12 protein-coding genes are annotated in these 18,719 nt (G+C 70.7%); 8 read left to right on the top strand and 4 right to left on the bottom strand.

Annotated elements, in window-relative coordinates:
- Positions 1–31 precede the first annotated feature (31 nt).
- Positions 32–970, top strand: coding sequence for an RIO1 family regulatory kinase/ATPase (locus AB0J90_RS31695; RefSeq protein WP_363602202.1), 939 nt, complete (start codon positions 32–34; stop codon positions 968–970).
- A 94-nt stretch (positions 971–1,064) separates the two neighbouring features.
- Here the strand turns inward: AB0J90_RS31695 and AB0J90_RS31690 are convergent, their stop codons facing one another.
- Positions 1,065–1,310, bottom strand: a complete 246-nt coding sequence (locus tag AB0J90_RS31690; protein ID WP_326556984.1) for a DUF2630 family protein — start codon at positions 1,308–1,310, stop codon at positions 1,065–1,067.
- A gap of 181 nt (positions 1,311–1,491) precedes the next feature.
- On the opposite strand from AB0J90_RS31690, the gene AB0J90_RS31685 reads away from it, so the two are divergent.
- Positions 1,492–3,726, top strand: coding sequence for a transglycosylase domain-containing protein (locus tag AB0J90_RS31685; RefSeq protein WP_363602200.1), 2,235 nt, complete (start codon positions 1,492–1,494; stop codon positions 3,724–3,726).
- A 99-nt stretch (positions 3,727–3,825) separates the two neighbouring features.
- Here AB0J90_RS31685 and AB0J90_RS31680 read toward each other — a convergent pair whose 3' ends face one another.
- Positions 3,826–4,152 carry a hypothetical protein gene (locus AB0J90_RS31680; RefSeq protein ID WP_363602198.1) on the bottom strand — a complete coding sequence of 109 codons (327 nt, stop codon included), beginning with the start codon at positions 4,150–4,152 and terminating at the stop codon, positions 3,826–3,828.
- Between the two features lie 362 nt (positions 4,153–4,514).
- Between AB0J90_RS31680 and AB0J90_RS31675 the strand changes: the two genes are divergently transcribed.
- The 4 genes from AB0J90_RS31675 to AB0J90_RS31660 all read left to right on the top strand — a co-directional run bounded on the left by AB0J90_RS31675 (position 4,515) and on the right by AB0J90_RS31660 (position 10,147).
- Complete coding sequence (locus AB0J90_RS31675; protein WP_363602194.1) at positions 4,515–6,197, top strand: pectate lyase; 1,683 nt, start codon at positions 4,515–4,517, stop codon at positions 6,195–6,197.
- Positions 6,198–6,201: 4 nt separating this feature from the next.
- The gene (locus AB0J90_RS31670; protein ID WP_363602191.1) at positions 6,202–7,848 is read left to right on the top strand and encodes a pectate lyase; all 1,647 of its coding nucleotides are present in this window, start codon (positions 6,202–6,204) and stop codon (positions 7,846–7,848) included.
- Positions 7,849–7,972: 124 nt separating this feature from the next.
- The gene (locus AB0J90_RS31665) at positions 7,973–9,190 is read left to right on the top strand and encodes a cytochrome P450 (RefSeq protein WP_363602189.1); all 1,218 of its coding nucleotides are present in this window, start codon (positions 7,973–7,975) and stop codon (positions 9,188–9,190) included.
- A 90-nt stretch (positions 9,191–9,280) separates the two neighbouring features.
- A complete protein-coding gene (locus AB0J90_RS31660; RefSeq protein WP_363602187.1) occupies positions 9,281–10,147 on the top strand; it encodes a S1 family peptidase in 867 nt (288 codons plus the stop codon).
- A gap of 108 nt (positions 10,148–10,255) precedes the next feature.
- Here the strand turns inward: AB0J90_RS31660 and AB0J90_RS31655 are convergent, their stop codons facing one another.
- Positions 10,256–13,060: an aconitate hydratase gene (locus tag AB0J90_RS31655; protein WP_363602184.1), complete on the bottom strand. Its 2,805-nt coding sequence runs from the start codon at positions 13,058–13,060 to the stop codon at positions 10,256–10,258.
- Positions 13,061–13,308: 248 nt separating this feature from the next.
- On the opposite strand from AB0J90_RS31655, the gene AB0J90_RS31650 reads away from it, so the two are divergent.
- The gene (locus AB0J90_RS31650; protein WP_363602182.1) at positions 13,309–13,848 is read left to right on the top strand and encodes a hypothetical protein; all 540 of its coding nucleotides are present in this window, start codon (positions 13,309–13,311) and stop codon (positions 13,846–13,848) included.
- A gap of 150 nt (positions 13,849–13,998) precedes the next feature.
- On the top strand, positions 13,999–17,757 hold the full coding sequence (locus AB0J90_RS31645) for a S8 family serine peptidase (protein ID WP_363602180.1): 3,759 nt from the start codon (positions 13,999–14,001) through the stop codon (positions 17,755–17,757).
- A 115-nt stretch (positions 17,758–17,872) separates the two neighbouring features.
- On the opposite strand, the gene AB0J90_RS31640 is transcribed toward AB0J90_RS31645, so the two are convergent.
- Complete coding sequence (locus tag AB0J90_RS31640) at positions 17,873–18,652, bottom strand: C39 family peptidase (protein ID WP_363602178.1); 780 nt, start codon at positions 18,650–18,652, stop codon at positions 17,873–17,875.
- Between the last annotated feature and the right edge of the window lie 67 nt (positions 18,653–18,719).

Genomic DNA, 18,719 nt, shown 5'->3' with positions numbered 1-18,719 from the left:
CTTCTTTCACCTCGATCAAGGGATTCCTACCTTGCGTGAGCACGACCATGTCCCATCGGCGCGGGAGCGCCGTACCCGTCGCTTCGACGACGACGAACCACAGTTCCTGAAGCGCACCCGGCACCCCGTGCCGGGTGCCGGCTTCGACACCAACGCCGACACCGACTCACCCGAGGTCGGTGACCGCTGGTCGAGCTGGGACCAGGCGGTACAGGGCCCGGCACCGCACCCGGAGTGGCTGGTCACCGAGCTGGCCGCGGTCGACAGCGAGCTGGGCGTACTCAAGACCGGCAAGGAAGCCGACGTGCACCTCGTACGGCGGCACGTACCCGGCACCGACCGGTCCTGCCTGCTGGCCGCCAAGCGTTACCGCGACGCCGAGCACCGGCTCTTCCACCGCGACGCCGGTTATCTGGAGGGGCGCCGGATGCGCCGCTCCCGGGAGAACCGGGCGATGGAGGGGCGGACCGCGTTCGGCCGGCAGGTGATCGCCGGTCAGTGGGCCGCCGCCGAGTTCGGCGCGCTGGTCCGGCTCTGGGAGGTCAGCCGGGAGGTGGGCAGCATCGCGGTGCCGTACCCGGTCCAGTTGCTCGGCACCGAGCTGATGCTGGAGTTCGTCGGCGACGCCGAGGAAGGGCAGGCCGCACCCCGGCTGGCCCAGACCCGGCCGGAGCCGGCCGAACTGCGCAGCCTCTGGGACCAGCTCCTGGACGCGCTGACGGTGCTGGCCCGAGCGGGACTGGCCCACGGCGACCTGTCGCCGTACAACCTGCTGGTGCACGACGGCCGGTTGGTGCTCATCGACCTGCCCCAGGTCGTCGACGTGGTCGCGAACCCGCAGGGCCGCGACTTCCTGGCCCGCGACGTGCGGGTGGTGTCGAACTGGTTCAGATCGCGGGGACTGCCCGGCGACCTGATCGACCCGGTCGGCCTGACCACCCGCTTGCTCGGGGAGGCGGGGATACGGTGATCCGGTCACGGCGCCGGACCGGTCGCTCGGCCGGTCCGGCGCTCGGCCGTCGGATCGTCGGGGGAGGGGTTACCGGCGGTAGCCGCCCCACCCGTTACTGCAGGTAGCTCTCCACCTCGTTCTTGCTCCGGTCGCCGACCGTCTCCGGGTCGCTGCCGGCGCTGCGGGCGGCCCGTCGGCGACGGAGCAGGTCCCAGCACTGGTCGAGGGACTCTTCCAGGGCACGCAGCCGCGCGCGCTCCTCGTCGGTGGTCTTGTGGTTGGCCTGTTCCTGGCTGCGGAGCTTGTGCTCCTCGTCGACCAGTTCGTTGATCCGGCTCAGGATCGTGCTGTCGTCCATGCCGAGAGCCTGTCACAGGCCCGACGGCGGCGTCCGTATTCCCCGGCCCGGGTGTGCTTTGCCACCAGGCGCGCGCAGCGTCCGGTTCCCGGCTGGACGTAACCTTGGCGCGAGCCGTGACTTTGCTAACGATCCCGGCCCGGTCGGTGATGGTTCGTGACCTCGCAGGCACTGTTGACCGGTGACGGAGAAGACCCGGTTCGGCAAGGCAGCGAAGCTCCTGTTCTACGGCGTACTGGCTGGTGCGGTGCTGGCCGCGTCGGCACTGCCGGCCAGCGCGCTCGCCGGAGTCGTGCTGAAGGCGGCCAGCGACTCGTACGAGGATCTGCCGACGGACCTGAAGGTGCCGGCGACCGCGCAGCGCTCGTACCTCTACGCCAACGACGGCAAGACGCTGCTGACCACCTTCTACGACGAGAACCGGGTCGACGTACCGATCACCGAGATCGCGACGAGCATGCAGCAGGCCATCGTCGCGGCCGAGGACACCCGCTTCTACGAGCACGGCGGTGTCGACCTGCGGGGTGTGGTCCGGGCCTTCGTGGCGAACCAGAACAGCGGTGAGGTCGAGCAGGGCGCCTCCACGCTGACCATGCAGTACGTCCGCAACGTGCTCAAGTCCGACCCGAACCTGACCGCGGAGCAGCGTGCGGCGGCCACCGCCGAGACCAAGGGTCGCAAGATCCAGGAGATGCGGTACGCGGTCGCCCTGGAGAAGAAGATCTCCAAGCAGGAGATCCTGGACCGCTACCTGAACATCGCCTACTTCGGCGCCGGTGCGTACGGGATCGCCGCCGCGAGCCAGCGCTACTTCGGCAAGTCCGCCTCGGCGTTGACGCTGTCCGAGTCGGCGTTGCTCGCCGGTCTGGTCCAGTCGCCGGACTCGGACAACCCGATCAGCGGGGACAAGCAGGCGGCGCTGGACCGGCGGTCGTACGTGCTGGGCGCGATGGCGAAGATGAACGTCATCACGGACGCCGACGCCAAGGCCGCCGACGCCGAGGAGTTGGTCTTGCACCCGACCCAGGCGCCGAACGACTGCGGTGGCATGCCGGCCGGGCACGACGACTGGGGTTTCTTCTGCGACTACTTCCGCCAGTGGTGGAACGCCCAGCCGGCGTTCGGCGCCACGGTCGACGAGCGGCAGCAGGCGCTGCGTCGCGGCGGCTACACGATCGTCACGTCGCTGGACCCGAAGGTCCAGGCCGCCGCGTTGCAGCAGACGCTGACCGTCTACGGCTACGGCAACAAGCGGGCGACCCCGATGGCGGCGGTCCAGCCGGGCACCGGGCGGGTGCTGGCGCTCGCGGTCAACCGGCACTACAGCCTCGCCCCGAACCCCAACGGGCAGCAGAACTACCCCAACACGGTGAACCAGCTCGTCGCCGGTGGCGGTGCGATCGAGGGCTACCAGGCCGGTTCGACGTTCAAGATGTTCACCATGCTGGCCGCGCTGGAGTCCGGCCGGAGTCTCGACACCGGTTTCGTCTCCCCGGCGAAGTTCCCGAGCAAGTATCCGGACGACGGGCCGAACAGTTGTAACGGCGCCTGGTGTCCGGAGAATGCGAACCCGGACTGGATGGACGGTTACCGCAACATGTGGACCGGCTTCGGTCGGTCGGTCAACACCTACTTCGTCTGGCTGGAACAGCAGGTCGGTGCGGAGAAGGCGGTGGAGATGGCACAGCGGCTCGGTATCCAGTTCCGGGCCAAGTCCGACGCCGACCTGGCCAAGGACGGTGCCGACGGGTGGGGTGCGTTCACCCTGGGTGTCGCCTCCACCACCCCGCTCGACCTGGCCAACGCGTACGCGACGATCGGTGCGGACGGGGTCTACTGCAAGCCGTTGCCGGTCAACTCGGTCACCGGCCCGGACGGCGCCAAGGTCGACGGGATCGGGCCGTCGTGCAACCGGGTGGTCACCGCGGACGTGGCGCGGGCGGCCGCCGACGCGGCCCGCTGCCCGGTCGGCGACCAGTCCAGCCTGAACACGTGTGACGGCGGCACCGCCAACCAGGTCTCGCAGATCCTGGGCAGCCGTCCGGTCGCGGGCAAGACCGGTAGCTCGGAGGAGAACGCGACGGAGACCTTCGTCGGCTTCACCCCGCAGCTCGCGGTGGCGGCGATCGCGGCGAACCCCGACGACCCGGGCGACCATGTGGGTTCGGCGGTGCAGTCGAAGGTTGTCGACGCGGTCGCGCGGACCATGGCCGCGGCGTTGCAGGGCAAGCCGAAGGCGGACTTCACCGCCCCGAGCCGGGAGATCGCGTACGGCAGCGACGGCCCGAACCAGCCGCCGAAGCAGGACCCGCCGCCGAACCCGAACACGAACCCGGGTGGTGGCGTCACGACCGGGACCGACACCCCGCCGGCCGACCCGAACCAGCCCGGCACTCCGGGTCGCCGCAACCGCTGACCAAGCTAGGGGGAGCGGGCGGTCCAGCGCGTCGGTCGACGGGGCAGGACACGGCGCAACGGGCGGAGGCGTAGCTCCGCCCGTTGCGTTTGCCGTGCTTCAGGAGGCGAGGAAGGTCTTCCACCGCCCGGGCTGGTAGCTGCGGAGCGTACCCACGCCCGTCGCCTGCCCGGTGCAGTCCGCGGTGGAGTAGAACACGATGTCGCTGAAGCCGCTCCAACCGACGTGGCTGTCGGCGGTCGCGGGCAGGGTTTCGCACTTTCCGGTCGGGGCCGGGTAGTGCGCGACCGCGGTGGTGAAGCTTCCACTGTAGAAGGTGAGGCCGGATTCCTGGGCCGAGGCGGGCGAGGCCGCGACACCGATTCCGACGGCGACGATCGCTGACGCGATCAGGGCCCGACCGATCTTCGTTGGTGTCCCGTGCATGACTTACCTCCCAAGACATCGATGCATGACGCGTTGATCGTTGCCTGGTTTAGTTGAAAGCGCAACCACTCTGGGATGAACGGCTTCCCGGTTCGCATCGACATCTCTCATTGACACGTCGGAAATATGTTTCTATGGTGAGCGACAGGAAAGCGCTTTCCTAAGGATCTTCCCAGGAAACAGCCACTCGCGCAGCCCGTACCGCATCAGTCGTGACCCGCCCGGCGCGGACCCGCCGCCGACCCCCGCGGCCGGCTCCGGCCTGCCCTCAGCGCGCCCGACGGCCCCCGACGGCCGCGTCCCCGGGCGGGCCGATGGTCGGCGCCCGTCGTCGGGCGGCCCACCACCCGGAAGGCGGAACCGTGACCGCACCCACCACCACCCCGAACACCCGGCGGCGAAACCCGCGCTGGTCCGCCCTGGCGGCGGCCGGGATCGCCGCCGCGCTCGCCACCGCCCTGGTCGCCAGCACCGGCACCGCCCAGGCGGCACCGCTGTTCGGCGACAACTTCGACGACGGCAACCACAACGGCTGGAGCAGCTCCGGCGGCTCCTGGAGCGTCATCACCGACGGCAGCGGTGTGCTGCGCCAGGCCAGCACCGGCGCCGACGCGCGGGTCCGTGCCGGCACCGCGAGCTGGACCAACTACACGGTCACCGCGCGGGTCAAGCCCACCGCGTTCGGCACCGGCGACCGGCTGGCCGGGGTCGCCGCCCGCGCCCAGGGCAGCGGCAGCTACTACTACCTCGGCGTACGCGCCGACGGCGCGGCGGTGCTCGGCAAGCTCGCCGCCGGCACCCACACCATCCTGGCCAGCGCGCCACTGCCGGTCACCGTCGGCACCTGGTACGCGCTGAGCCTCGCCGTCAACGGCAGCACCCTGACCGGACGGGTCGACGGCGGCAGCCCGCTGACCGTCACCGACACCCAGTTCCCCAGCGGCCAGATCGGCCTGTTCGGGCGCTACGCCGCGGCGAACTTCGACGACGTGGGCGTCGAGTCGGGGCCGCCGGGTCCGACCCCGTCCACCCCCGCACCGACCACCCCCGGACCGACACCCACCACACCCACGCCCACCACCCCGGCGCCGACCACCCCGGTCCCGACCGGCCCGGTCACCGGGCGGGCCGACGGCTTCGCCAGCGTCAACGCGCTCGGCCAGAACGGCACCACCGGTGGCGCGGGCGGGCCGGTGGTCACCGCGTCCACCACCGCGCAGTTCCTGGACTACATCGCCCGCCCCGGCCCGTACGTCATCCAGGTGGTCGGCACGATCACCCTGCCCACGGGCACCAGCGACGGCATGCACAACGTCACCTCGGACAAGACCATCGTCGGGGTGGGCGCCAACGCGGTCCTGTCCGGCGGCGGGCTCAACATCGGGCTGCCGGTCAGCGACACGATCACCTCGCCACCGGCGGACGCGGTGCACAACGTGATCATCCGCAACCTGCACATCACCGGGGCGACCGACGACCTGATCAACGTGCAGATGTTCAGCCACCACATCTGGATCGACCACAACGAGTTCTCCAACGGCGACGACGGCGCGGTGGACATCAAGCGCGGGTCGGACTTCGTCACGGTCTCCTGGAACAACTTCCACGACCACGACAAGACCCTGCTGCTCTCACACGACGAGGACGCCGGGGCGCAGGACATCGGCCGGCTGCACGTCACGTACCACCACAACTACTTCAACCGCTCCGACCAGCGGCACCCACGGGTGCGGTTCTCCGACCTCACCCACGTCTACAACAACTACTACTACGACAACAGCTACGGGGTCGCGTCCACGTACGACGCCGGGGTGCTGGTCGAGGGGAACTACTTCTACAGCGTGAACAACCCGGGCCGGGTCGAGTTCAGCGGCGACCTCGGCCGGATCGTCGAACGCGGAAACATCCTCGTGGACTGCAACCACCCGATCGAGACCCGTGGCGCGGTCACCGAGCCGAGCACGTACTACAGCTACCGGCTGGACAACGCCGCCGACATCCCGACCATCGTCCCGGCCGGTGCCGGGGTGGGAAAGCTGGGCTGAGCCGATGAACCTCCACCACGGCACCAGACGGACGACACCGGTCACCACCGCCCTGGGTGGCGCCCTGCTCGCCCTCCTGCTGGTGGCCACCGCACTCGTGGCCACCACCGGCTCCGCGCGGGCGGCCACCCTGTTCAGCGACAACTTCGACGACGGCAACTCGACCGGCTGGACCGCCTCCGGCGGAAGCTGGAGCGTGGCCACCGACGGCAGCCCGGTGCTGCGCCAGTCCGGCACCAGCGCCGACGCGCGGTCCCGGGCCGGCGCGACCAACTGGACCGACTACACCGTGCGGGCACGGGTCAAGCCGACCGCCTTCAACGGCGCCAACCGGTTCGTCGCGCTCACCGCCCGGGCCCAGTCCGCCACCAGCTACTACTACCTCGCCCTGCGCAGCAACAACACGGTCGAACTCAAGAAACTCAGCAACGGTACGTCGACCACGCTGGCCAGCGCCGCGGTCACCGTGGTCGCCGGCACCTGGTACGGGCTGAGCCTCCAGGTCAGCGGCTCGACCCTGACCGGTCGGGTGGACAACGGCCCGGTGCTGACGGCCACCGACGGCCAGTACCCGACCGGGCAGGTCGGGGTGGCCACCTTCTACGCCAGCGCCCACTTCGACGACGTGCTGGTGGAGACGACCTCCGGCCCCACGCCGACGCCTACCACCGCCGGGCCGACACCGACCACGCCCGGTCCGATCCCGTCCACTCCCGTACCCACCACCCCCGCGCCGACCACGCCGCCGCCGACCGGCAACCCGGTACCGGGCCAGCCGGACGGCTTCGCCAGCGTCAACGCGCTCGGCCTGAACGGCACCACCGGTGGGGCGGGCGGCCCGGTGGTGACGGCCACCAACGCCACCGACTTCCTGGACTACATCGACACCATCGGCCCGCTGGTGATCCGGGTGCAGGGTGTGATCCGGATCAGCAGCAAGCAGGGCGTACGTCCGAACAAGACGATCATCGGGGTCGGCGGCAACGCCGAGATCACCGGTGGTGGGCTGGACATGTACCGGTCGTACAACGTGATCATCCGCAACATCAACTTCACCAACGCCGAGGACGACGCGATCAACGTCGGGCAGGAGTCGCACCACGTCTGGATCGACCACAACCGGTTCGCCGGCGCGGTGGACGGTTCGGTCGACATCGTCCGGGGAGCCGACTACGTGACCGTCTCCTGGAACCACTTCGACCACTCCGACAAGAGCATGCTGATCAGCCACTCCGACGGGGCCGGTTCCACCGACATCGGCCACCTGAAGGTGAGCATCCACCACAACTTCTTCGACCACTCCCGGCAGCGACACCCGCGGGTCCGCTTCGGTGAGCCGGTGCACGTCTACAACAACTACTTCCTCGGCAACGACCTGTACGCCGTCGCGTCGACCGAGAACGCCGGTGTGCTGGTCGAGGGGAACTACTTCGAGAACGTGCCGTACCCGATCTACTCCGCCAGCGGTTACGCCGACAGCGGGCCCGGCCGGGCGGTGCAACGTAACAACGTCTTCGTCAACTCGGGGGTGCCGGAGACGTCCGGCACGGTGGTCGAGCCCAGCACCTTCTACGCGTACCAGTTGAGTCCGGCGGCGGGTGTGCCGGCCTCGGTCACCGCGGGCGCGGGTACGGGGCGGATCACCGGCTGACCCCGCCCGGCTCCGGCGTACGGGAGGTCCCCCCGTACGCCGGAGCCGGGGCCATCGGTGGTGCGCGTCTCCGTCCGGTCGGGCACGGGCGGTGCCGCCTCGTACGGCGGACTAGCCTCGTAACGTGACCGGACAAGCCACCTCGAATCCGCCGTCCTCGCCGTTCACCGCGGCCTTCGTCGCCGACCCGTACCCGACCTACGCCGCGCTGCGGGAGGCCGGGCCGGTGCACCGGATCCCGCTGCCGGACGGCACGACCGCCTGGCTGGTCACCCGCTACGCGGAGGTACGCGCGGCGCTGGCCGACCCGAGGCTCTCCCTGGACAAGGCGAACTCGGACGGGACCTGGCGCGGCTTCTCGCTGCCCCCGGCGCTGGACGCGAACCTGCTGAACATGGACCCGCCCAACCACACCCGGATCCGCCGCCTGACCAGAGCCGCCTTCGGCCCGCAGCGGATCACCGACCTGCGTCCCAGGGTGGAGGCGGCCGCGGAGGAACTGCTCGACCGGATCGCCGCCGACGGGCGGGCCGACCTGGTCGCCGACTACGCCGGCCCGCTGCCGGTGACGGTCATCTGCGACCTGCTCGGGGTGCCGGCGCAGGACCGGGCCGCGCTGCGCGGCTGGACCGACGTGATGCTCAGCCCACCGGCGGACGACCCTCGGGCCGCCGGCCGGGTCGTGGTGCAGTTGCAGGAGTTCATGGTCCGGCTGATCGCCGACAAGCGCCGTGAGCCCGGCGACGACCTACTCTCCGCGATGATCGCCGCCCGGGACACCGGTTCGGACGGCAGCACCGACCGGCTCAGCGAGGACGAACTCACCTCGCTCGCCTTCCTGGTGCTCTTCGCCGGCTACGAGAACTCCGTACACCTGATCGGCACCGGCATCCTCGCCCTGTTGCGTCAGCCGGAGCAGCTCGACGGCCTGCGCGAGGCATCCGAGTTGCCCGCCGCCGCGGTCGAGGAGCTGCTGCGCTACGAGCCGCCGTCGCCGGTGGCGCTGCGCCGGTTCCCGGTCACCGACCTGGAGATCGGCGGGGTGACCATCCCGGCCGGGGCGACCGTGCTGCTCGGGGTGGCCGCCGCGAACCGGGATCCGCGCCGGTTCGACAACCCGGAACTGCTGGACGTGTCCCGGTCCGACAACGGGCAGTTGACCCTGGGGCACGGCATCCACTACTGCGTCGGCGCACCGCTCGCCCGGCTCGAACTCCAGGTCGCCGTCGGTGCCGTACTGCGGCGCTTCCCGAAGCTGGCGCTCGCGGTCGACCCGGCGGAACTGGCCTGGCGCCCCAGCTTCCGTACCCGGGGCCTGCGTAGCCTGCCGGTCACCTTCTGAACAACGCCGGAGCGGCCGGGCGATTGAAACTCGATCGATCACCCTGGATGCTGTAATCGCATCTATCGATGTCGATCAGCGGAGGTCCGCATGCGCCGTTCCCCGTTCCTCGCCCTGCTCGCAGTGGTGCTCCTGCTCACCGCACCGACAGCCGCCCAGGCCCGACCCGCCGCCCCCGAGGCCGTCGACCCGGCCCGGGCGGCGGCGGTCCTCGCCGACGTACGCACCGCCGGCACGGTCTGGGGACTCGACCCGGCCACCGGCCGGATGACCCTCACCGTCGACGACACGGTCGGCGCCGAGCAGGTGGCCGCACTGCGGGCGACCGCGGCTCGCGCCGGAGCGGTGGTACGCCACGAGGCGGGCAGGTTGACCACCCTGATCGCCGGCGGTGAGGGCATCCAGGTCAACAACGCGGGGCGCTGCTCGCTCGGCGCGAACGTACGCAGCGGCAGCATCTACTTCTTCGTCACCGCCGGGCACTGCACCATCCTCGGCGGCACCTGGTACGCCCAGGGCAACCAGGCGCCCGTACTCGGCACCCGGGTCGGCAGCAGCTTCCCGGGCAACGACTACGGCCTGGTCCGCTACACCAACGGCGCCATCCCGCACCCCAGCGCCATCTACACCTACCCCGGCCTGCTGCCGTCGAACGGCATCGCCAACGCCTACGTCGGCCAGCGAGTCTGCCGAAGCGGCGCCACCACCGGGGTCCGGTGCGGGACGGTGGTCGCCCTCAACCAGACCGTCAACTACGCCCAGGGTTCGGTCCACGGCCTGATCCGTACGAACATCTGCGCCGAGCCGGGTGACAGCGGCGGGCCGCTCTACGACCCGGCCACCGGGGCGGTGCTCGGCATCCTCTCCGGCGGCAGCGGCAACTGCACCAGCGGCGGCACCACCTACTACCAGCCGATCGCCGAGATCCTCGCCGCGTACGGCGTGACCCTGCCCTGACCAGCGGTTCCGATGGAACCGGGCCCGCACCCATCACGACGATGGGGCGGGCCCGGTTGCACGGTGCCTCGAACGCGTCCGGTACGACCGGCCGCGCCTGCGGTACGACTAGCTGGCGATCATGCGGCGCAGGACGTACTGCAGGATGCCGCCGTGGCGGTAGTAGTCGGCCTCGCCCGGGGTGTCGATCCGCACGACCGCGTCGAACTCCACCCCGGTGTCGGTGCTGACCTTGACCGTACGCGGGACCTCGCCGTCGTTGAGCGCGGTCACGCCGGTGATGGTGAACGTCTCGGTGCCGGTCAGCCCCAGCGTCTCGGCGGTCACGTCGACCGGGTACTGCAACGGGAGCACGCCCATGCCGATCAGGTTCGAGCGGTGGATCCGCTCGTACGACTCGGCGATGACCGCCCGTACGCCGAGCAGCATGGTGCCCTTCGCCGCCCAGTCGCGCGACGAGCCGGAGCCGTACTCCTTGCCGGAGAGGATGACCAGCGGTACGCCCGCCTCCTGGTAGGCGACCGACGCGTCGAAGATCGAACTCTGGTCACCGGTCAGGTGGTTGACCGTGAAGCCGCCCTCGACGCCCGGCACGAGCTGGTTGCGCAGCCGGATGTTGGCGAAGGTGCCCCGGATCATCACCTCGTGGTTGCCCCGGCGGGAGCCGTACGAGTTGAACTCGTGCCGGGCCACGCCGTGCTCGGCCAGGTACTTGCCGGCCGGGGAGTCGGCCTTGATCGAGCCGGCCGGAGAGATGTGGTCGGTGGTGACCGAGTCGCCGAGCTTCGCCAGTACCCGGGCGTTGGTGATGTCCACGACCGGCTGCGGCTCGCGGGCCATGCCCTCGAAGTACGGGGGCTTGCGTACGTAGGTCGAGTCACCGGCCCAGGCGAAGGTGTCACCGGTCGGGGTGGGCAGCCCCTGCCAACGCTCGTCACCGGCGAAGACGTCGGCGTAGTCGGCGGTGAACATCTCGCTGCGCACCGCGCTCGCGATGACCTCTTCGATCTCGGTCGAGTTCGGCCAGATGTCGCGCAGGTAGACCGGCTGACCGTCGGAGCCGAGCCCGATCGGCTCGTTGGCCAGGTCGATGTCCATCGTGCCGGCCAGCGCGTACGCCACCACCAGCGGCGGCGAGGCGAGGTAGTTCATCTTGATGTCCGGGTTGATCCGGCCCTCGAAGTTGCGGTTGCCGGACAGCACGGAGACCACCGACAGGTCACGCTCGTTGACCGCGGCGGAGACCGCCTCGGGCAGCGGGCCGGAGTTGCCGATGCAGGTGGTGCAGCCGTAGCCGACCAGGTGGAAGCCGAGCTTCTCCAGGTACGGGGTGAGGCCGGCGCGCTCGTAGTAGTCCATGACCACCTTGGAGCCCGGGGCGAGGGTGGTCTTCACCCACGGCTTGCGGTTCAGTCCGCGCTCGACCGCGTTCCGGGCGAGCAGGGCCGCGCCGATCATCACCTGCGGGTTCGAGGTGTTGGTGCAGGAGGTGATCGCGGCGATCACGACCGCGCCGTGGTCGAGTTCGAACTCGGTGCCGTCGTCGCCGGTGACTCGGATCGGGGCGCTGGCCCGTCCCTTCGCGCCGGTCGCCGCGGAGACGAAGTCGTTCGGTGCGTCGTCGGGGTCGTTGATCCCGTTGGCCGGCGGGTCGCTGGCCGGGAACGACTCCTCGCTGGCCTCGTCGGCGGGGCCGTGGGAGACCGGGTTGTCCTCGCCGACGTAGTTGATCAGCGCGGAGCGGAACAGCGTCTTGGCGTTGCCCAGCGGCACCCGGTCCTGCGGGCGCTTCGGTCCGGCCAGCGACGGCTCGATGGTCGACAGGTCGAGTTCGAGCCGCTCGGAGTAGTTCGGCTCGGCGTCCGGATCGTGCCAGAGGCCCTGCTCCTTGGCGTACGCCTCGACCAGTGCGACCTGCTGCTCGCTGCGGCCGGTGAGCTGCAGGTAGCGGATCGTCTCGGCGTCGATCGGGAAGATGGCGACGGTGGAGCCGTACTCGGGGGACATGTTGCCGATGGTGGCCCGGTTGGCCAGCGGCACCGCGCCCACGCCGGGGCCGTAGAACTCGACGAACTTGCCGACCACACCGTGCTTGCGCAGCATCTCGGTGATGGTGAGGACCAGGTCGGTGGCGGTGGTGCCGGTGGGCGCCTCGCCGGAGAGCTTGAAGCCGACGACCCGGGGGATCAGCATGCTGACCGGCTGGCCGAGCATCGCGGCCTCGGCCTCGATGCCGCCGACGCCCCAGCCGAGCACACCGAGGCCGTTGACCATCGTGGTGTGCGAGTCGGTGCCGACCACGGTGTCCGGGTAGGCCTGGCCGTTGCGTTCCATGATGGTGCGGGCCAGGTATTCGATGTTCACCTGGTGCACGATGCCGGTGCCCGGCGGGACGACCTTGAACTCGTTGAACGCGGTCTGGCCCCAGCGCAGGAACTGGTAACGCTCGCGGTTGCGCTCGTACTCCAGCTCGACGTTGCGGGCGAAGGCGTCCTCACGGCCGAACAGGTCGGCGATGACCGAGTGGTCGATGACCAGTTCGGCCGGGGCGAGCGGGTTGACCCGGGTCGGGTCGCCGCCGAGGTCGCGTACGGCCTCGCGCATGGTGGCCAGGTCGACGACGCAGGGCACCCCGGTGAAGTCCTGCATCAGCACCCGGGACGGGGTGAACTGGATCTCCACGCTCGGGTCCGCGTCCGGGTCCCATCCGCCCAGCTCACGGATGTGGTCGGCGGTGATGTTCGCGCCGTCCTCGGTGCGGAGCAGGTTCTCCAGCAGGATCTTCAGGCTGTACGGCAGGCGGTCCTGACCGGCCACCTTGCTGATCTTGAAAATCTCGTAGCTCGCGTCTCCGACGCGTAGCTGGCTCTTCGCACCGAAGGTGTCGAGGCTCGCCACGTCGTACTCCTTCACGCTGTGTTCGTTCCGGCCGATGCCTTCCGGCCGAAGGGCGACCGTGAATAGTCCTGAGCAGTCTTTCGTATGTGTTACCGGCGCGCGCGGCTTAGGTAACACTTACCAACCGGCTCCTCCGGCTATTCAAACCGTACGTCCGTCTTGCTACTGACGCAAGCCGGCCCCGCCCCCAGCGGTGGCCCCGGACACCATCGGCGCGGCAGACGGTCGGACCCGGTACAGGGGTCGGTGCTAGGGTGCCGCGAGTGACCGACGCAACCGTCCTCCTCGCTGCCCAGCCGCGCATCGACACCGTGGCAACCGGATTTTTCACCGACGCCCGGCGACTGCGCAGCGACTACGCCGGCATCGCCTGGATCGGCGGTCAGCCCGACGCCGACACCGGGCTGATGGGGCCGGAGTACAAGCGCCGCCGGGTCGACTCCCGGCTCTTCCTGCCGGACACCCACTGGTACGACCTGGACGCCCTCGAAGACGTCGAGGTGCAGCTCAGCGTCGGCCTGCTGCAGATCCCCGGCACCGCCCAGGGCACCCAGGGCCTGGTCGGGGCGATCGCCGACCCGGTGGTGGAGTTCTACGAGCACCCGGACGGCGGCACCGGCGTGGGCCTCTGCCTGTGGGTGCACGGCGACATCTGGTCCAACGTCGGTCTCTCCTACCGGGTGACCGTGCTCTGCGCCCCTGACGCCGTACGCGAACCCGGTGCGGTCGCCGACGAGATCGGCAGCGACGGCACCGCGGCCGCCTCCGGTCCGGTCGACGGCGGCGCGAGCGAGGTCCTCTGACCCCTCCGGGGTTCACCTGACCTGCTCGGTTCAACCCGGTCGATGGCGCATTGTCGCCATGACACAACACCGCCATCGATCTTGTCTTGGCCCGAAATGAGCAGGCCCGCATCCTCTTGGTGATCTTTCTCGCCGACCGGAGGATGTCCGTTGCCTGTCTTCTCGTTCCGTAGACCGGGGCCGGTGGCGGCCGCGGCCGTCGCGCTGGCGATCCTGCTGCCCGGCCATCCGGCCGCCGCCGTACCCGACGCCGCCGGGGGCGCGACGCCGCCCGCCGCCTCCCCGACCCGTCCCGCCGGGCCGGGCGCGGGCGCGTCCCGCACCGTCACGCTGATCACCGGGGACCGCGTCACGGTCGGGTCCGCCGGTGACCTCGACACCGTCACGGTCCAGGGCCCCGGCGGTACGCCCAGCGGCGCGCGGATCACCACGATGGGCACCGACACCTACGTCCATCCGGACGCGGCGCTGCCGTACCTGGCGGCCGGACTGCTGGACGAGGCGCTGTTCAACGTGACCCGGTTGCTCGCCGACGGGTACGACGACGCGCACACCGACCGGTTGCCGCTGATCGTCAGCTACACCGACGCGGCGGCGCGGGCCCGTACCCAGGCGGTGCCGGCGGGCGGGATCCGGATCCGGAGCCTGGACAGCATCCAGGGCGCGGCACTGGTCGCGCCGCGTGACCGGGCGGCCGACTTCTGGACCGGCCTGACCGGCACCGGCTCCGGCCCGACCGCGCGTACGGACACCGGGCGGCTCGGCTTCACCGGCGGCATCGGCAAGGTCTGGCTGGACGGCAAGGTACACGCGGCACTGGCCGACTCGACCGCGCAGATCGGCGCGCCCGCGGTCTGGGCGACCGGCAACACCGGCGCGGGAGTGCCGGTAGCGGTGCTCGACACCGGGGTGGACCTCGGGCACCCGGACCTGGCGGGTCGCATCGCCCGGTCGGCGAGCTTCGTACCTGGTGCGGAGGTCACCGACCGCCACGGCCACGGTACGCACGTCGCGTCCACCATCGCCGGAACCGGTGCCGCCTCCGGCGGCCGGGAACGCGGTGTCGCGCCCGGCGCGGAACTGCACATCGGCAAGGTGCTCGACGACAGCGGCAGCGGCCAGGACTCCTGGATCATCGCCGGGATGGAGTGGGCCGCACGGGACCAGCACGCCAAGGTGGTCAGCATGAGCCTGGGCGGCGGCCCCACCGACGGCACCGACCCGCTCAGCCAGGCGGTCAACCGGCTCAGCGCCGAGACGGGTGCGCTGTTCACCATCGCCGCCGGCAACTCCGGCCCGGACATGGAGATGGTGAGCGCGCCAGGTGCCGCCGACGCCGCGCTCACCGTCGGTGCGGTGGACAGCCTCGACCGGCTCGCGGTCTTCTCCAGCCGAGGACCGCGACGCGGTGACAACGGGCTCAAGCCGGAACTGACCGCGCCCGGCGTGGACATCCTGGCGGCCAGGTCGCAGTACGCGCCGGAAGGTGAGGGCGCCTACCAGACGATGAGCGGCACCTCGATGGCCACGCCGCATGTGGCCGGCGCCGCTGCCCTGCTGGCCGCGGAGCACACCGACTGGACCGGCCGGCAACTCAAGGACGCGCTCGTCAGCACCACCAAGATCACCCAACGGTACGACGCGTACTGGGCCGGCAGCGGTCGGCTCGACGCGGCCGCCGCCGTCACCGGCACGCTCTTCGCCACCGGCACCGTCTTCGACGACCTGGACTGGCCGTACGCGCCGGGACAGCGGGCCGACCAGGAGGTGACGTACACCAACACCGGCGACGAGCCGGTCACGCTCGACCTGCGGGTCAGCGCGCCCACCGCCCCGGAGGGGCTGTTCACCCTGCCGGCCACCCAGGTCACCGTCCCCGCACACGGCACCGCCAGGGCCGTCGTGGCGGCGAACCTGGACCAGATCGCCGACAACAGCTACGCCAGCGGCAGCCTGGTCGCCGCCGGGTCGGCCGGTGCACCCACGGTGCACACCGTGGTCGGGATCAACAAGGAGGGTGAGCGGGTCGACCTGACCATCGAGACCAGGGGACCGAACGGCCGGCCGCTGGCCGGAGTCGTACTGCTCAAGGACATCGCGAACAACGTGGTGCCGACCCTGCACGAGGTGGACGCCTCCGGCAGCGTCCGGGTCAGCCTGCCACCCAGCACCTACAGCGCCTGGATGTACGCCGACGTGCCGGGCGTGCACGGGCCGTACTCGCTGGGCCGGGCGGTGCTGGCCGACCCGCAGATCGAACTGACCGGCGACACCACGGTCACCCTCGACGGGCGCCGGCTGCACCGGGTCGAGGCGACCGCGCCGCAGCCGACCGCCACCGCCCAGGTGCGGCTGGACTACTTCCGTTCCTACCCCGACCGGGTGCCGCTCGCCGACAACTACGTCGTCGGCCACCAGTACGACAGCGTCTGGGCCGCATCCACCGGCGCCAAGGTCACCGAGGGCAGCTTCAGCTTCCGGGCCCGGTGGAGCCTGGTGCAGGCACCGCTGGCGGTCAGCGCCAACGGTCACGTCTACGACGACCTGCTGATCCAGAGCGGCTCGGTCGCCTTCCCCGACGGCCGGCAACGCCTCGACGCCGTGTTCGCCGGTCAGGGCGCCCCCGCCGACTACGACCGGCTGGACGTACGCGGCAAGGTGGCGGTGGTCCGGATCGACGACACCATCGGCGCACTCGACCAGGCCGACGCCGCCGCGGCAGCCGGGGCGAAGCTGCTGCTGCTGGTGAACAACGGCTACGGGCGCCTCGACGCCTGGTACGAGGTCGGCGACCCGCGTACGCCGCTGCCGGTCGCCACGCTGGGTCGGGACGCGGGCGAGGAACTGATCACCCGCATCGGCAGTGGCCGGAGCACGCTGACGGTCGAGGCGCACCGCGCGCCGACGTACGTCTACGACCTGGTCCGGCGCTACAACGGGGCGATCCCGGCGAACCTGAGCTACCGGCCGGCCCCGGCCGACCTGGCCCGGGTCGACGTGGCCTTCCGTAACCACGAGCCCGGCGAGGGGGTCTGGGCACGGTTCGACGTCTCACCGGACCAGCCGGGCTCCGCGCTCGGCGGCGCGGCCGTGCCGTTGCCGGCCCAGGGGACGCGGATCGACTGGCTCACCGCCGACCAGCACAACAGGTGGGTGGAGTTGGCCGGGCTGCCGCAGATCATCCAGACCTCCGCGGTGGTCGGCTACCCCGGCGGCGAGCGCACCGGCGTGAACTGGTTCGCGCCGCTGGCCCGGCCCCGGATGCTGGCCACCGGGTTCGTCCCGGCCCCGGTCCGCGCCGGTGCGGACGTGGTGGTCTTCGCCCTACCGGAGTGGGGCGACTCCGACCCGCACCACCAGGGCAGCGTCGAGGTCGAGGGGTTCCGCCAGACGGCCGCGCTCTATCGGGACGGTGAGCTGCTCGCCGAGTCGGCGGACGGTTCCCTCTACGTCCCGGTCGGACCCGACCCGGTCGCACTCCGGCTGGTCAGCGAGACCGCACAGGACGGGGTGGTGTCGCCGTACTCGATCCGGACCCGGACCGAGTGGGGCTTCACCTCCGAGGCCGGGGAGCCGGGGGAACTGGTGGCGTTGCCACTGATCCAGGTCGACTACCGGGTGGCGACCGACCTGTCGGGGCGGGCCGGACGGCGGGCGGAGCTGACGGTGGCACCGAGCAGGCTGTCGGCGGTCGCGGGTTCGGCCGGCATCCGCGGCGTGACCGTGGAGCTGTCGTACGACGACGGGGTCACCTGGCAGCCGGCGAGCCTGGACCGGACCGACGACGGCTGGCGCACGAGCCTGCGTGCCCCGGCGTCGGCGGCGTTCGCCTCGGTACGGACCACCGCGCGCGACGGTCAGGGCAACACAGTCAGCCAGACCGTGGTCCGGGCCTTCGGGCTGCGCTGACAAACGGCGCCGGCTGCGTTGGCAGCCGGCGCCGATGGGTACGCACACACCGAGGGGCCAGCTCGATGAGCTGGCCCCTCGGTCCTACTGTCCTGCTATTCGGTTGTCACCTGCGTCAGGCCGAGTAACCGCGGGTGGCGATCCAGTTGGCCATGTCGATGGTGCTCATCCAGTAGGACGAGTTGTTCGGGTTGGCGGAGTCCGAGATCTTCACGGCCCGACCGTCGTCGCGGTACCCGACCACGGCCAGGTAGTGGCCGCCCTCGTAGGAGTGCGAGACCCCGTCGGTGTCGGTCCCGGTACCGATGATGTTGGCCACCACGGCACGGTTGTCGTCGACCGCGCGCTTGACGTCAGCCTGGAGCTTGTCCATCTGCTCCGGCTTGGCCTTGCTGTCCGGGATCGCGGTGGTCTTGTACTTGTCGCCGCCGACGACCTCGTTCAGCACCCGGGTGGTGTCCTCGGCCGAGGGGGTGCCCTCGACGGTGGTACCGAGCTTCTTGGCCAGCTCGTCTTGGGTCAGGTGGTGCCCGTCGGCGCTCAGCGCGTTCCGGGTCGCGGCCGGACCACACCAGTAGAAGTTCGGCTGCGCCTGGTAGTCGTTCTTGAGTTCCTTGGCCGACATGGTGCGGCCGGCGTCCTTGCCGTGACCCTTGTCCTTGTCACGGTCGGCGTCCTTGCCGTGACCGTTGTCGTCGTGACCGCGGTCCGAGGTCACCTGGGCGACGGTGGTCATGGCCGGGGCCGGCTGGGCGGCCGGAGCCGCTTGCGCGGTGGCACCCAGGGGGCCGGCGATGGCGCCGCCGACGAACGCGAGGCTTGCGGCGGTCAGTGCGCCCTTACGGACGGCGGAGGTCTTTGCGATGGCCGGTAGCCACTGACTAAACGTAGTCATGATGGTTGCCTTCCAATGGGGGTTCCCGTACTTGGGGGAGAAGCACGGGGCTGTGCCACACGCCCAG

It is taken from the genome of Micromonospora sp. NPDC049523, assembly GCF_040676775.1.
Taxonomy (GTDB): Bacteria; Actinomycetota; Actinomycetes; order Mycobacteriales; family Micromonosporaceae; genus Micromonospora_G.
Note: the sequence above shows the minus strand (reverse complement) of the source record. Positions and strands in the feature narration are given on the sequence as shown.

Bases quoted from the DNA above. Each gene is read 5' to 3' on its own strand.
- AB0J90_RS31660 (WP_363602187.1), top strand. From the start codon at position 9,281: ATGCGCCGTTCCCCGTTCCTCGCCCTGCTCGCAGTGGTGCTCCTGCTC.
- AB0J90_RS31670 (WP_363602191.1), top strand. From the start codon at position 6,202: ATGAACCTCCACCACGGCACCAGACGGACGACACCGGTCACCACCGCC.
- AB0J90_RS31690 (WP_326556984.1), bottom strand. From the start codon at position 1,310: ATGGACGACAGCACGATCCTGAGCCGGATCAACGAACTGGTCGACGAG.
- AB0J90_RS31640 (WP_363602178.1), bottom strand. From the start codon at position 18,652: ATGACTACGTTTAGTCAGTGGCTACCGGCCATCGCAAAGACCTCCGCC.
- AB0J90_RS31680 (WP_363602198.1), bottom strand. From the start codon at position 4,152: ATGCACGGGACACCAACGAAGATCGGTCGGGCCCTGATCGCGTCAGCG.